This is a genomic window from Agromyces arachidis (genome assembly GCF_052805135.1).
In genome coordinates this window covers 57,466-72,336 of sequence record NZ_JBRBDK010000003.1, presented here as the reverse complement: position 1 = coordinate 72,336, position 14,871 = coordinate 57,466, and the positions used below count along the sequence as shown (strand labels likewise).

Here is a 14,871-nt window from a genome sequence, read left to right as displayed (position 1 = left end):
CGCCCCGCCCGCCCGCGCCATCCGCCTCTCGCACCTTCCTCCGCGCCTCCACCCCCTCCCTTCCATCGGGTTGCCGATTCCGCCGGGAACGCCGGCGCAGAACCCGGCGAAAACGGCAACCGGGCGCGCGGGCGGGGCGGCGGGGTCCAGAATGGCGGTATGGATGCCGCGATGCCGACGTCGTTCTCCGCCTCCCTGCCCGACTGGCTCGTCGACGAGCTGCCGCGCCTGGCCGAGACCGAGCTTCCCGACGACGAGTCGCGCGTGGGCCTCGCGATCGAGCTCGCCGACCGCAACTGGCGCGCCGGCAACGGCGGGCCGTTCGCCGCGCTCGTGGTCGACGCGGCATCCGGTCGCCTCGTCTCGGCCGGCGTCAACGTGGTGCTCTCGAGCGGACTCAGCTCCACCCACGCCGAGGTGACCGCGCTCAGCCTCGCGCAGACGCGGCTCGGCCGTTGGGACCTGGGCGCCGAGGGCGCCGAACTCGAGCTCGTCGTCAACTGGGCGACCTGCGTCATGTGCTACGGCGCGACGATGTGGTCGGGCGTGCGTCGACTCGTGATCGCGGGCCACGGCGACGAGTGCCAGCAGCTCACCGGCTTCGACGAGGGCCCGATGCCGGCCGACTGGATGGGCGAGTTCGAGCGCCGCGGCATCCGCGTGCATTCGGGGGTCCGGCGGGATGACGCGCTCGAGGTGTTCCGCGCGTTCGGCGCCTCCGACGCCGTCGTCTACAACGCCCGCGGCCAGGTCGGCGACTGAGCGGGTTCCGTCTCTCCCGGCAGCCCGGCCGTCAGGGGACCAGGTACTGCTGCAGCTCGAGCTCCACGCCGGACGAGACGGCGCCGGGGCTGCCGAGGATCACGATGTGCCGGGGCCGGAGGCGCGCGAGTTCCGCGGCGACGACGTCGGGGATCGAATCGGGCGCGACGAGCAGGACCGGCGCCCCGGACAGCGAGGCGGTCGGAGCGACCGCCAGCGCGTCAGGGTAGTTCGCGCCAGACGCGATGTACACGGTGTACGACCCGGCCGGCGCCATCGCCTTCGAGATCGCGACCGCCGTCGCGTACCGGTCCGGCCCCTGCAGGCGTGTCACCGACCCGGTGGTGTACGAGCGGAGTTCCGACTCGACCTGACTGGAGACGGCGCCGGCACTGCCGAGGATCACGATCTGCTGGGGCTTCAACATCCGCAGGAAGTCCTTCACGAACGTCGGGATCCCGTACCGCGCCGTGAGCAGCAGCGGCGCGTTGCCGCGTCCGGCGAGCGGCGCTCCGGCGAGGGCGTCCGGGAAGGTCTCGCCGGAGGCGATGTACACCTTGGCCACGGGCTGCGGGGTCGTCCAGAAGACGTCGACGGCGGTCGCATAGCGGTCGCTGCCCGAGAGGCGCATGACGATGCCCTCCGCGAACGATTCGAGCTGCGCCGCGACGCCCGCCGAGACCGCCGACGGGCCGCCCAGCACCACGATGTCGTACGGGTCGAGGCGCCGCAGTTCCTCGGCGACCATCGTCGGGATGCCGGTGGGCTGGACGAGCAGGACGGGCGCGGCGGTGTACGCGGCCGCGCGGGCCGCGCCGGAGAGCGCGTCGGGGAAGTTCGCGCCGGAGGCGATGTACACCGTGCAGACCCCGGGGGCGAACGTGGCCTTCGAGATCGCCACGGCCGTGGAGTACCGGTCCGGTCCCGCCAGGCGTTCGACCCGGTCCTGGACGGCGCGCGGCTGCGGGTTGCAGTACCGCTCGGCCCCGGCATCCGGGGCGGGGCCGGCTCCGACCATCCCCACGATGGCGAGGGCCGCCAAGGCGATCGCCGTCCAGCGGGAACTCCGGTATCGTCCAGCCACGCGCGAGACTCGCTTCCGACGCGGATGCGGCCGCGTCTGATCCGTTCGCGCCAGGCGCGGAGCCGATGCTAACAGTCCGGAGCGTACGGTCCGGACCGCCGGCCGTGCTCAGTCGAGCAGGGAGGGCCCGTATTCATGCTCAGGTGAGCATTCCTCGGGTCGAATGGACTCGATCCCCACGCTCATCAGGGGGTTTCCGGCCGGATAACGTTCGATGACGTCGTTGCGGAAGATCTTCACACCATCGCATCCGCCCCTTTATGCTTGCGCCCGTGCATGGGGCCATGGTGGGCCCACCGGCATTGAGGAGCATCATGAAACGTCCCTACCAGGCGCTCGCGGGTCTCGCCGCCGGTGCACTCGCCGCGGCCGGCCTCGCCGTGCCCGCGGCCTACGCCGCCGACGTGGCGAACGAGTTGATCATCAGCGAGGTCGTCGAGGGCAGCTCGAACAACAAGGCCGTCGAGATCGCGAACCTCACGGCGAACCCGATCGACCTCGGCGCCGGGCAGTACGCGCTCAAGCTGTACTTCAACGGCAACACGGCCGCCGGTGCGACCATCAACCTCACGGGCACGGTCGCCGCGGGCGACGTGCACGTGCTCGCCGCGTCGGCGGCCGGAGCGGCGATCCTCGCCCAGGCCGACCAGACGACGAGCGCCAGCCTCTACAACGGCGACGACGCGATCGTGCTCGAGAAGGCCGGCGTCGTCATCGACTCGTTCGGGCAGGTCGGCTTCGACCCGGGCACCGAGTGGGGCACCGGCCTCACGTCGACGGCCGACAACACGCTGCGACGCAACGCGTCCGTGTGCTCCGGCGACACGGTCACGACCGACGTGTTCGACCCGTCCGTGCAGTGGGCGGGCTTCGCGACCGACACCTTCGACGGCCTCGGCGCGCACACCGCCGACTGCGAGGCCGGCTCCGGCGGCGGCGGCGGTGACGGCGACGGCGGCGGCGACCCCGAGGGTCCCACCTGCGACAGCCAGGTCGTCGCGATCGGCGCCGTGCAGGGCTCCGGCACCGCCTCGCCGGTGGTCGGCAGCACGCAGACCGTGCGCGGCGTGGTGGTCGGCGACTTCCAGGTCGGCGGCTTCAACGGCTACTACCTGCAGGACTCCGGCGACGGCGATGCCGCCACCTCCGACGGGCTCTTCGTGTACGCGCCCGGTGGGGCCGACGTGAGCACGGGCGACCTGCTCACCGTCACGGGCACCGTCGGCGAGTTCTTCGGCGCGACGCAGATCACCGCATCCGAGGTGCTCGCCTGCGACGCGGGCGTCGCACTGCCCGCGGCGACGACGCTCGAGCTTCCGGCCACCGCGGCCCAGCGCGAGGCGCTCGAGGGCATGCTCGTGACGATGCCGCAGTCGCTCTCCGTGCTCGAGTACTTCAACTACGGTCGCTACGGCGAGATCGCGCTCGGCACCGAGCGACAGTTCCAGCCGACCGCGGTGTACGCGCCCGGCTCGGCCGAGGCCGTCGCGCTCGCGACCTCCAACCAGCTGAACCGGATCACGCTCGACGACGGCCGCAGCAACCAGAACCCCGACCCGCTGCGCCACCCGGACGGCGACCCGTTCTCGCTGGAGAACCGCGTCCGCGGCGGCGACCTGGTGACGGATCTCACGGGCGTGCTCGACTACCGCAACAACACGTACAAGATCCAGCCGACGCAGCCGGCCGACTACACGACGGCCAACCCGCGCGGCGAGGCCCCCGAGGTGGGCGGCAGCACGACCGTCGCGAGCTTCAACGTCCTGAACTACTTCACCTCCCTCGACGAGCGCGGCGCCGAGACGGCCGCCGAGTTCGAACGCCAGGAGGCGAAGATCGTTGACGCGATCGCCCGGATCGACGCCGACATCGTCGGCCTGATCGAGATCGAGAACAGCGAGGACGGCGAGGCGCTGAACACGCTCGTCGCGGCGCTGAACGAGGAGATGGGCGCCGGCACCTACGAGGCCGTCGAGACCGGGAAGGTGGGCACCGACGAGATCACCACGGCGTTCATCTACAAGCCGGCCACGGTCGAGCGCGTGGGCGACTACGCGATCCTCGACAGCTCGATCGACCCGCGCTTCGACACCACGCGCAACCGCCCGGCGCTCGCGCAGACCTTCGCGCCCGCGGCCGGCGGCGAGGAGGTGACCGTCGTGGTCAACCACTTCAAGTCCAAGGGCTCGGCGTGCGCCGGAGACCCGGACACGGGTGACGGCCAGGGCAACTGCAACGGCACGCGCACCCTCGCGGCCGAGGCGCTCGCCGACTGGCTCGCCACTGCGCCGACCGGTGCCGAGGCGGGTCGCGAGCTCATCATCGGCGACCTGAACTCCTACGACAAGGAGGACCCGATCACGGCCCTCCGCACGGCGGGGTACACCGACCTGCTCGACGAGTACGTGGGCGAGTACGCCTACTCGTACGTCTTCGACGGCCAGCTCGGCTACCTCGACCACGGCCTCGCCGCACCGGGACTGCTGGAGAACGTCACGGGTGCGGCGGAGTGGGCGATCAACGCCGACGAGCCGAGCATCCTCGACTACAACACCAACTTCAAGTCGCCCGGCCAGGTCGCCGACTGGTACGCGCCCGACGCGTACCGTTCGAGCGACCACGACCCCGTGCTCATCGGCCTCGACCTGACGCCGCCGCAGCTCGAGGTGGTCGCCGACCCGTCGCTGGTGTTCCCGCCCAACAACAAGTGGCGCACGGTCGACTTCGACATCACGGCGTCGGATGACTCCGGCGAGGTCGACGTCGAACTGGTCGAGATCATCGAGCAGGGTCCGAAGGCCGACTCGCGGATCGTGTCCGACGAGCAGGCCGAGATCCTCGCCCGGTTCGCGACCTCGTACACCTTCGTGTTCGTGGCCACCGACCCGAGCGGCAACTCCACGACGCAGGAGGTGACCGTCCGGGTGGTGCCGTAGCCGGCACCGCGCAGAGCAACGGCGCGCCGCTCCCGTCCGGGGGCGGCGCGCCGTCGTTCGTCGCGGAGACGGAGGGCTAGCCGGCCCGACCCGGGGCGGTCGCGTGCGATGCCTCCGACACGCGCTCGGGCAGCCGCACGAAGAGCATCATCACGAACCCCGCCGCCAGGACGAGCGCGATGCCGAGGATGCCCCAGTACTGCGCGCCGAACACCGCGATGAAGCCGGCCCAGGCGAGCGGGGCGAGGAAGCTCGCCGCGCGCCCCGTGGTCGCGTAGAGGCCGAAGATCTCACCCTCCCGGCCCGCCGGCGTGACGCGCGCGAGGAACGAACGGCTCGCGGCCTGCGCCGGGCCGACGAGCGCCGACAGGAACAGGCCGAACACCCAGAACACCGTCTTGCCGGCGTCGTGCGCGAAGAACACCACGACCGCCGACACGATGAGCCCGCCGAGCGTCGCGAGGATGACGGCGCGCGGTCCGAACCGGTCGTCGAGCCGTCCGGACAGGATGGTGGAGACGCCCGCGACCACGTTCGCCGCGACGCCGAAGACCACGACCTCGTTGAACGAGAAGCCGAACGTGATGCTCGCGATGACCGCGCCGAACGTGAACACGCCCGCAAGGCCGTCGCGGTACACCGCGCTCGCGAGCAGGAACCAGAACGTCGGCCGCGCCTCGCGCCAGAGCCGCGCGATGTCCTTCACGAGCACCACGTAGCTGCGGAAGAAGCCGACGCGCTCGCGGCCGCGCGCCGCGGGCGCCTCGGGCACGTTCAGGAAGATGGGCAACGAGAACACGAGCGTCCACACCGCGCAGAACAGCGCCACGAGGCGGATGTTCAACCCGTCGTCGGTGGGGATGCCGAACCAGCCCGCGAAGTCCGCCGCGACGACGAGCGCGAGCACCACGATGCCGCCCAGGTAGCCGAAGCCCCAGCCGAGCCCGCTCACCCGGCCCACGGTCCGGGCGTTCGACACCTGCACGAGCATCGCGTTGTAGTTGACCCCCGCGATCTCCTGGAACACGGTGCCCGCGGCGAGGAGGCCCGCACCGAGCCAGAAGAACCTCCAGTCGGCCTCGACGAAGACCATCATCGCCTGGCTGACGATCACCCCGGCGGTGGCGAGGCCCAGCCAGAACTTGCGGCGGCCCGCGGCATCCGCTCGCTGCCCGAGGACCGGGGCGAGGACCGCGATCAGGATGCCGCCGAGCCCGACGGCGAGGCCCAGCTGCGACGACAGCGCGGCGAGCCCGCGCTCGTAGGCGGGGTCGTCGGGCGAGAGCCCCGAGACCTCGGGTGCGAGGAAGAGGGCGCTCGTGAGGTAGACGGAGAACACGAACGTCGTGATCACCGAGTTGAAGGGCTGCGTCGCCCAGTCCCAGAGCGCCCACGACCACACCTGCTTTCGGGGCACCGGGCGATCGCCGGCGAGCTCGAGCCCGGTGATGACGCGCAGCTCGGCGGTCGAGACGTGGCGGTCGGCGGCGACGACGGAGGGGTCGGCGGGGCGATGGGGATCGGTCATGGCGGGAGTCTCCCGAGGTGGGGTGAACGGGCGGTGACCGCGCGCCCGGCCGGGCCGATCCGCGTCGATCCCGTGCAGGCTAGCGCCTCGCGGTCGCCGGGCGATAGCCCCGCGGCATCCGTCGCGTGGCCCCGGATGTCGCCGTCCGCCCGGCCCCGCCGCTCCCGCGCGGACCCGCCCGGGGGTCGCCCACCGCAACTCGACGAGCGGGACCCGAGGGTCGGAAGTCTCTGTCGTCGGTGCCGCGGTGCGGCGGAGGATGGCCGCACCGACGGCGAGGAGGTGGTCGCCATGCGACCGGCGCAGGCGTTGCAGCGCATCGGAGCGGTGGCGGCCGCGATCGGGATCGTCCTGGCGGGCTCTCCGGCGGGTCCCGCGGCCGGAGTCGACGTGACGCTCGTCTACCCCACGGGAGATCCGGCGCAGGACGTGCCGAACGTCCAAGCGGCGGTCGACCTGGGCGGCACGGTGCGGTTGAAGGCGACCACGGTCGACGGCGCCCCGGGCGTCTTCGACTTCGGATCGAACCTGCCCGGCGGCGGCTTCGTCGACCTGAACCGGGACGTGGAGATCGAAGGGGAGGTGGCGGCGTCGCACCCGACGACCATCGCCGGCGGCTTCGCGCCGTTCCGCGGATGGTACGACGCGCCGGTCGACAGCCGCATCAGCGACATCACCTTCGACGCTCCGGGCGTGGCGGCGTTGTACGCCAGCGGTTCGACCGGACTCGAGTTCACGCGCAACCACGTCACCGACGTCGTCGGCCTCCCCGACTGGCTCCCCGGGGTCGACAAGGGCCAGGCGGTGTGGGTGGTCGGGCTCGAGACGGTCACGGGCGACATCCTCATCGCCGACAACCTGATCGAGGACGTCCACGCCGACAACGGCTACGGCCTGGCGCTCTTCGGGTTCAGCGCCGACGCGCGCATCGAGCGCAACGTGATCCGCGGCGTCAGCACGGCCGGGATCCTCGCCGGCGTGAACCTCGGAGCGGTCGCCATCGCCGACAACGACGTCGCGCCGGGTCCGCCTCGCGCGCCGCTCCCGTACGGCGGCGGCAACGGCATCATCATCGGGAACTCGCTCGGCGGCCGGGCGCACGTGACGGGCAACACCGTGGAGTGCGAGAACCCGTACGCCGACGGCATCCTGCTCGCCGCCTCGGCCTACTACGGCGAGGTGCAGGATGATGCCGTCGTGACGGGGAACCGGGTGGTCATGCACGACTCGATGTACGGCGCGATCAGCCTGATCGGCAGCGTCACCGGCACCGACGTGGGCCGCAACCGACTGAGCGGGAACGGCGCGTTCGCGTTCGCCAACGAGCCCTACCTGTTCCCCGACGAGGCCGTGGCGTCGAACACGTTCGTCGGCAACAACATCGCCGGCTTCGACAGCGAGGTCGCCGACCTGCTGTTCAGCGTGAACACGATCGACAACGCGTTCTTCGGCTCGGTCGCGACGGTCATCGACCTCGGCGTGGGGAACTGGGTGTCGGGCTCCGGCCACGGCCCGCCGCCCGACACCCCGGGCCGCGCTGCGCCGGTGACGGGCGACGGCGGCACGGCGGTGGCCGGACGGACCTGGGACCCCGTGGACGGCCCGGTCCTGCCGGGTTGAACCGGCACGGCCGGACCCCGCGGCGTCAGCCCGTCACGTCGCCCACGAGTTCCGCGAACAGCTCCTCGGCGTCGCATTCGAGGCGCTGCCGGGTGAACCAGTCGCACACGTTGACGCAGTCGCGGTGCAGCAGCTCGAACCCGTTCGGGTTCGCGACCACGTCGACCACCTGGGGCAGGTCGATCGCGACGACCCGACCCCGGTCGACGAGCAGGTTGTACGGCGAGAGGTCGCCGTGCGCGAGGCCCGCGAGCGCGAGCGTGCGCATGAAGTCCGCGACCTGCTGGAACAGGTCGCGCAGCTCCCCGCGCGATCCGCGCGCCTGCGCGAGACGCGGTGCGGCGACGCGCCCCTCGCCGACGAACTCCATCAGCACCTCGGTCTCGCTCACCTGCACCGGGTACGGCACGGCGGCGCCGAGCTCGGTCAGCCGGCTGAGCGCGGCGAACTCCGCGTAGGCCCACTCGGTGCGCGCGACCTCGCGGCCGTACGTCGAGGCGCGCTGCACGGCGCGCACGTCGCGACTGCGGCGGGTGCCGCGGCCCTCGGTGTAGATCGCCGACCGGTGGAACAGCCGGTGCTCGGCGCCGCGGTACCGCTTCGCGGCGAGCAGCACCGCATTGCCGGGCACGTCGGCGGGGGCGCCGGGCACGGCGCGTTCGATGAGCAGCACGTCGGCCTCCTTGCCCGTCTTCACGACCCCGAGCTCGGTGTCGATCGCAGCGGCGGAGGTGACGAGCCAGTCGGGGCGGGGCTCCGGTCCGCGCTCGCTGGGCTGGGTGGCCGGCCAGGTCGACCAGCGCTGGTCCTCGCCGGGCTCGACGTCGTCGAAGGCGAGGAAGGCGGATGCCGCGCCGAACGGCGCAGCGGATGCCGCGCGACGGCGCGCGGCGGAATCGTCGAGTGACGACAGCATGTTCACGGTGGTTCTCCGAGATCGTGGAGGCCACCGTCGCGGATGCTAGCGGGCGGCCTCGCAGGGAAGGGTGTCTGCGATACGCGCGACAAGGACGGTCGTCATCACGTCACTCCTTCCGTTCTCGGCCCGCTCTGCGGGGTGCGGTCGCCTGCGTGCGAGGCGACGGATGCCGCGTGGCGCGGCCCGCAGGCGAGCATACGCCCGCCCCGCGGCATCCGTCCAGACCCGCGTCGCCCGGCTCGGGCCGCGGCCCGTGCGGGACGGCGCCTAGCGCGACTGCGCCAGCGAGATGAGGAAGTCCGCCGAGGTGGCGAAGTAGGTCACGCCGTCGACGTGGGCGATGACCGGGATGTAGCTCGCGTCGTAGTCCGGCGGCGCCTCGAGCGCGCCCGGCAGCGGGTAGTCGGTGCGCACCCAGCCCGCCGACCCCAGCCGCGTCGACCGCTCCGCGAACGCGGCATCCGACTCGGAGAGGATCGTGAACCACACGCCGACGTCGCCGTCGCCCAGCCAGGTGCACGACAGGCCGCCGTCGGCGGCGAGCTCGGCCGCCGCGGGCCCGAACGGCTCGGAGCGGTCGGCGCGGTACGCGAGGCCGTCGGCCTCGAGGCGCGCCGCATCCTCGGCCGCGAGCACGTTCTCGCAGGTGACCTCGTCACCGGTCGACGTCGTCGGGGCGGGGACGGCGTCCGACGGCTCCGGCGTCTCGGTCGCCGGTGCGGACCCCGTGGTCGGCACGGCCGAACCCGAGGGGCGAACCGGTGCCGGGCCGCCGTCGGCGACGCACCCGGTCAGCAGCGCGGCCACGAGGCCGACGCCGGCGAGGAGCGGAACCGAGGTTCGCATCATGCCGGTAGCGTACCGGCGGCCACCGCCTCGTCCTCCTCGGTCGCGACGAGCTGCCCGCAGGCGCCGTCGATCTCCTTGCCGCGGGTGTCGCGGATGGTGGTCGGGATGCCGGCGGCGGTGAGGCGGCGCACGAACTCCTGCTGCACGTCGAGCTCCGACGCGGTCCAGATCGAGCCCGGCGTCGGGTTCAGCGGGATCGGGTTGACGTGCACCCAGCCGTGGCCGCGATCGTTGAGCTTCTCGGCGAGCAGGTCGGCGCGCCATCCGTGGTCGTTCATGTCCTTGATGAGCGCGTACTCGATCGACACGCGGCGACCGGTCTTCTCGAAGTACTCGCGTGCGGCGTCGAGCGCCTCGTCGACCTTCCAGCGCGAGTTGACCGGGATCAGCTCGTCGCGCAGGCCGTCGTCGGGCGCGTGCAGGCTGAGGGCGAACGTCACCGGGATGTGCTCGTCGGCGAGCTTGCGGATGGCGGGGACGAGCCCCACCGTCGAGACCGTGATGTTGCGGGCCGACATGCCGAGGCCGTTCGGCGCGGGGGCGGCCATCGTGCGGACGGCGCGCATGAGCCGGGCGTAGTTCGCGAGCGGCTCGCCCATGCCCATGAACACGATGTTCGACACGCGCTCGGGCGTGCCGTCGTCGGCGCGCTTGCCGTGCAGGGCCCCGGACGCGATCACCCGGTTGGCCTCGACCACCTGCGCGAGGATCTCGGCGGCCGACATGTTGCGGGTGAGGCCCGCCTGGCCGGTCGCGCAGAACGGGCAGTTCATGCCGCAGCCGGCCTGGCTCGACACGCACAGCGTGATGCGGCCCGGGTAGCGCATGAGCACCGACTCGACGAGCGCGCCGTCGTGCAGCTTCCACAGGAACTTGATCGTGTCGCCGCGGTCGGTCTCGAGGCGGCGCACCTCGGTGAGCAGCGGCGGCAGGAGGCCGGCGACGAGCTCCTCGCGGCCCGCGGCCGGGAGGTCGGTCATCTCGGCGGGGTCGGTGGTCCACCGGGTGAAGTAGTGGCGCGCGACCTGCTTGAGCCGGAACGCCGGGACGCCGAGCTCGTCGGCCTTCGCCTTCCACTCCTCGGGCGCGAGGTCGGCGAGGTGGGCGGGCGGCTTGCCGCGCTTGGGCGACGCGAACTGCAGCAGCGGGCGGCCGTCGGGCCCCTTCGCCTGCTGCCATCCCTCGGTCTTGGGCCGCACCTGGCGGGGCTTCGTCGAGCGGATGCCACCGGCCTGCGCCTCGCGGACGGCGCCGTCGCGCGGGGTCGCCGCGGCCTCCGCGGGGCGTGCGGGGGTCTCGGGCGTGTCGGTCGGCATGCTCCCAGCGTACGCCGAGGCGCCCGAGCATCGGCTGGATGCCCGGGCGCCTCGGTGTCGTGTGGCTACGGGGTGGTCCAGGTGGCCGGAGGCTTCTGCTGGTCGTAGAGCCAGGTCTGGAAGAACGCGTCGAGGTCCTCGCCCGAGACCTCCTCGTAGACCGCCTGGAAGTCCTCCGACGTGCCCGCCGAGTCGTCGTAGCGCTCGAGCCAGAGCTGCGCCGCCTCGAAGAACGCGTCGTCGCCGACCTCGAGGCGGAGCGCGTGCAGGGTCGCGGCGCCGCGGTTGTAGACCTGCGTCGCGAAGAGCCCGAGCTCGCCCGGGTCGCCGATCCGGAGCTCCCAGTAGCTGTCCGGCCGCGCCGTGTTGTACCAGTTGTCGTATGCGGCCTGCGCCGTGCGGATGCCGCGCTCCTCGTTCCACATCCAGGTCGCGTAGGTCGCCCAGCCCTCGTTGAGCCAGATGTCCTGCCAGCGCTCGGGGCTCACCGCGTTGCCGAACCACTGGTGGGCGGCCTCGTGCGCGACCGTCCCCTCGCTCGCCTGCGAGGAGTACACGGGCCGGGTCTGCGTCTCGAGCGCGTAGCCCACGCTGTCGTTGTCGACGATCGAGCCGAAGGCCACGAACGGGTACGGCCCGAACTTCGACTCGAAGAAGTCGATCATGGCGACCTGCCGGCCGAGGCTCGTGTTCGTGGTCGCGAGCCGTGTGGTGCTCAGCTTCGTGTCGACCGCGTCGATGATCGGCACGCCGCTGCCGGAGGTGTACGCGTCGCGCAGGTCGAAGTCGCCGACCGACGCGGTGGTCAGGTAGCTGGCCTGCTGGTCCGGGGCGTCCCAGTACCAGGTGGTCCAGCCGTCGGCGGTCTCCTCGGGCTTCGGCTGGATGCCGTTCGCGACCGCGACCTTGCCCTCGGGCACCGTGATCTCGAACGAGTAGGTCGCCTTGTCGGTCTGGTGGTCGCTCACCGGATACCAGGTCATCGAACCCTCGGGCTCGCTCACGACCATCGCCCCGTCGCGCTGGGTGACCCAGCCGTAGAGCGCGCCCTCGATGTCGAGGGGCCGCGTGGTCGTGCCGCCGTACTCGACGACGACCTCGACCTGCGCGCCGGCCTTGAGCTTCGGTCGCGGCTGCACGGTGAGCTCCCAGACGCGAGCGGTGTCATCCTGCACGTGCCAGTACGCGGCGCCGTCGACGGTCGCGCCGGCGGCGGGCGGGTCGACGGATGCCGCGGACACGCCGTTCACCGTCACGGCGTGCACGTCCATGCCGCGAAGGTCGAGGTTGAAGCGGTCGAGGTCCTGCGTCGCGACGAGGTCGATGGTGGCGACGCCCTCGAACTCGCCCTCGAGCGGGGCGGGGGCCGCGGCCGGCGGCGTGTAGCGGATGTCGAGGTCGTAGTGCTCGACGTCGTAGCCGCCGTTGCCGGCGTACGGGAAGTACGCATCGCCGACGCCGGAGGCGCCAGCGGTGTACCGCGGTCCGGAGCCGCCGGGACCCTTCTCGCCGCCCGGTGCCGCCGCCGCGGCGGAAGCACCGAACGCGCCGACCACCACCATCGCGGCGGTCGCCCCGCCGATCACCTTCGCCCCGTACCCGCCCATGCGCATCCCCTTCGCCTCGGTGGCTGAACCCTACGACGAGACGGGTCGTGCGCGATAGGGCGGACTCGGCCGGCCCGCGCGATGAGTGGGTCGTGATCGCCCGCGGCGAATGGATCGTGATCGCCCGCGGGAGCGGGGCCGCGGCTCAGCTCGCGGAGCGGACCCACTGCGCGAACGTCGGCGCGCTCACGAACGTGATCGAGCCGTCGGCGAGCACGACGACAGGGCTGACGCCCGTACCCGGCTCGACCGGCCCGGTCCAGGCACCGGGCACCGGATCGTCCGTCTGCGCGTATCCCGCGGCGGCGAGCTCCTCCGCCCAGGCCGCGTCATCCACCCCGGTCGTCTGCGCCAGGTTGACGATCACGTCGCTCTGCGGCTTTGCCCACTTGCACTCGAGCCCGCCCTCCTCGGCGATCCGCTGCGCGATCGGGTCGTTCGCACTCGGCGTGCGGGGCTCCAGCCCGTCGGCCTCGAGCTTCGCGTACGCCTCGGGCGCGAGCACGTCCTCGCAGCTCGCGCCGATCGCGGGCTGCTCGTTCGTGGGCTCCGCAGTGGGCTCGGGCGAGGCGGCCGCGGGCGTCGTCGTCGTCGCGGTCTCGGCTGGTTCGCCGGCGTCGCCCGCGCACGCGGCGAGTCCAAGCGAGAGGGTCAGGGCAGCGGATGCCGCGAGCACGCGCGGCGCGAGGGTCCGGGTCATGCCCCTCACCGTATCGGCGCCCAACCCCCCGGCGCACCGGTGCAGCCCCTGACCCCCACCCCTGCCGCCCCTGCCGTCCCGCCCCCCATCTCCCGGCGGATTGCCACTTTTCCCGGGAATGCCGCGCCCATTCCCGGCGGAAGTGGCAACGCGATCGGTCAGGGCACGCGAGTGCCGCACCATCCGCGGCTCCGCAGGGCGCGTTCGAGCTGGTCCAGCGCCCGGGCGCCCGGCAGTCGGCGCCCGACGCGGATCACGATCCACCCGTCGGCCGCGAGGTCGTTGAGTCGCTCAACGTCGCGATGGAACTGCACGTCGTCCTCCCGGTGCTGCGCGCCGTCGTACTCGAGCAGCACGCCGAACGCCCGGAACACGAGGTCTCCGTGCGCCGTCCATCCCGAACCGAGCCGGATGGGGGCGTTCAGCTCCGGCTCGGGGAACCCCGCGCGCACCACGGACAGCCGCAATCTCGTCTCCCGCGGCGACGCGGATCCCGGGCGGATGTCGCCGCGCGCCGCGCGCAGGCGCACCGCCCCCGGGCGGGATCCGAACCGCTCGATCGCGGCGTCGATCTCGTCGAGCGCGACGATGGGCGAGCGCCATCCCACGAGGCGGTCGCCGGCGGCCACGAGGTCGTCGTGGTGAAGGCTCGCGGCGAGCTGGCACCAGGCGTCGGCGGCGTCGACGACGGGGAGGCCGAGGAGGTCGGTGGTGCGGATGCCGCTGCCGAGCCGGTGGCCGACCACCCCGGAGGCGCGGGGCTGGCGGAGCGGAGCCGGCACGGAGACGTGGAGCGGCAGCGGGTCGCGAGTCGGCAGCGGCAGGCCCCAGAGTCCGGCCGCCGTCGCGTGGCTGAACACGTGGCGGTGCGGCATCCGTTGGGCGTAGGCGCGGCAGAGGTCGAGCAGGGCCACCGGCGGGACGGTCGTCCGCACTCCGCAGAACGGGCTCGAGAGATCCCCGGCATCGAGGCGGCCCCGCGTCACGCCGAGCTCGGCCGCGCGGCGAACGTGGAACGGCCCCGACCGGAGCTCGTGCGGCAGCGGTGCGGGCGGTCTCATGCCGCAACCGTGCCCCTCGGCAGGACGGCGCGCGCGACATCCGCTCACCTCGTGGGGTGTCGGCGCACTCCTCCCGACGTGGAGGACGGCTCGCCGCTCCGCCCTCCGCCGCCTCCCGCCCTCCGCCCTCCGCCTCCCGCCCTCCGCCTCCGGGTTGCCGTTTCCGTTGGGAACCCGGACTCCATTCCCGGAGAAAGCGGCAATCCGAGGGGGAAGAGAGGGGGGGAGGGGGTGGCGAGGACGGGGGCAGGGCGAAGAGGGGAAGAGAGGGGGGGAGGGGGTGGCGAGGACGGGGGCAGGGCGAAGAGAGGGAAGAGGGGCGAGGACGGGAGTCGGGGGAAGAAAGGGAGGGGGAAGAAAGGGAGGGAAGAGGGAGGGCGGATGGCGCGGTGAGAGGACGCGAGCGCCTCGACGCGAGGGCGGAATAGCGGGGCGACCGAGTGGGTTGAGTCGAGTGCGCTCAAGTTTTGGGGCGCCGACTTGACACCC

General features: G+C 72.6%; 11 protein-coding genes. 3 read left to right on the top strand and 8 right to left on the bottom strand.

Annotation, left to right across the window (positions count from 1 at the left end; translation table 11 throughout):
- The first annotated feature begins 159 nt into the window (after positions 1 to 159).
- The gene (locus ACUY4T_RS05220) at positions 160 to 762 is read left to right on the top strand and encodes a nucleoside deaminase (RefSeq protein WP_446017854.1); all 603 of its coding nucleotides are present in this window, start codon (positions 160 to 162) and stop codon (positions 760 to 762) included.
- Positions 763 to 793: 31 nt separating this feature from the next.
- Here ACUY4T_RS05220 and ACUY4T_RS05215 read toward each other — a convergent pair whose 3' ends face one another.
- Positions 794 to 1,804, bottom strand: a complete 1,011-nt coding sequence (locus ACUY4T_RS05215; protein ID WP_446017853.1) for a cell wall-binding repeat-containing protein — start codon at positions 1,802 to 1,804, stop codon at positions 794 to 796.
- 356 nt (positions 1,805 to 2,160) lie between these two features.
- Between ACUY4T_RS05215 and ACUY4T_RS05210 the strand changes: the two genes are divergently transcribed.
- Positions 2,161 to 4,782, top strand: coding sequence for an ExeM/NucH family extracellular endonuclease (locus tag ACUY4T_RS05210; protein ID WP_446017852.1), 2,622 nt, complete (start codon positions 2,161 to 2,163; stop codon positions 4,780 to 4,782).
- Between the two features lie 76 nt (positions 4,783 to 4,858).
- Here ACUY4T_RS05210 and ACUY4T_RS05205 read toward each other — a convergent pair whose 3' ends face one another.
- Entirely contained in the window at positions 4,859 to 6,310 is a 1,452-nt protein-coding gene (locus tag ACUY4T_RS05205; RefSeq protein WP_446017851.1) for an MFS transporter, read from the bottom strand.
- A 291-nt stretch (positions 6,311 to 6,601) separates the two neighbouring features.
- On the opposite strand from ACUY4T_RS05205, the gene ACUY4T_RS05200 reads away from it, so the two are divergent.
- Positions 6,602 to 7,930 carry a hypothetical protein gene (locus ACUY4T_RS05200; protein WP_446017850.1) on the top strand — a complete coding sequence of 443 codons (1,329 nt, stop codon included), beginning with the start codon at positions 6,602 to 6,604 and terminating at the stop codon, positions 7,928 to 7,930.
- Between the two features lie 25 nt (positions 7,931 to 7,955).
- Here the strand turns inward: ACUY4T_RS05200 and ACUY4T_RS05195 are convergent, their stop codons facing one another.
- From ACUY4T_RS05195 to ACUY4T_RS05170, 6 genes are all read right to left on the bottom strand, one after another.
- The gene (locus ACUY4T_RS05195) at positions 7,956 to 8,846 is read right to left on the bottom strand and encodes a serine protein kinase RIO (protein ID WP_446018132.1); all 891 of its coding nucleotides are present in this window, start codon (positions 8,844 to 8,846) and stop codon (positions 7,956 to 7,958) included.
- Between the two features lie 270 nt (positions 8,847 to 9,116).
- The gene (locus ACUY4T_RS05190) at positions 9,117 to 9,698 is read right to left on the bottom strand and encodes a hypothetical protein (protein WP_446017849.1); all 582 of its coding nucleotides are present in this window, start codon (positions 9,696 to 9,698) and stop codon (positions 9,117 to 9,119) included.
- The gene (gene rlmN, locus ACUY4T_RS05185) at positions 9,695 to 11,014 is read right to left on the bottom strand and encodes a dual-specificity RNA methyltransferase RlmN (RefSeq protein WP_446017848.1); all 1,320 of its coding nucleotides are present in this window, start codon (positions 11,012 to 11,014) and stop codon (positions 9,695 to 9,697) included. The genes ACUY4T_RS05190 and rlmN overlap by 4 nt, the downstream gene beginning before the upstream one ends.
- Before the next feature lie 65 nt (positions 11,015 to 11,079).
- Entirely contained in the window at positions 11,080 to 12,621 is a 1,542-nt protein-coding gene (locus ACUY4T_RS05180; RefSeq protein ID WP_446017847.1) for a M1 family metallopeptidase, read from the bottom strand.
- Positions 12,622 to 12,766: 145 nt separating this feature from the next.
- Positions 12,767 to 13,321: a hypothetical protein gene (locus tag ACUY4T_RS05175; protein ID WP_446017846.1), complete on the bottom strand. Its 555-nt coding sequence runs from the start codon at positions 13,319 to 13,321 to the stop codon at positions 12,767 to 12,769.
- 158 nt (positions 13,322 to 13,479) lie between these two features.
- Positions 13,480 to 14,382: a putative endonuclease domain-containing protein gene (locus ACUY4T_RS05170; RefSeq protein WP_446017845.1), complete on the bottom strand. Its 903-nt coding sequence runs from the start codon at positions 14,380 to 14,382 to the stop codon at positions 13,480 to 13,482.
- Positions 14,383 to 14,871 lie beyond the last annotated feature (489 nt).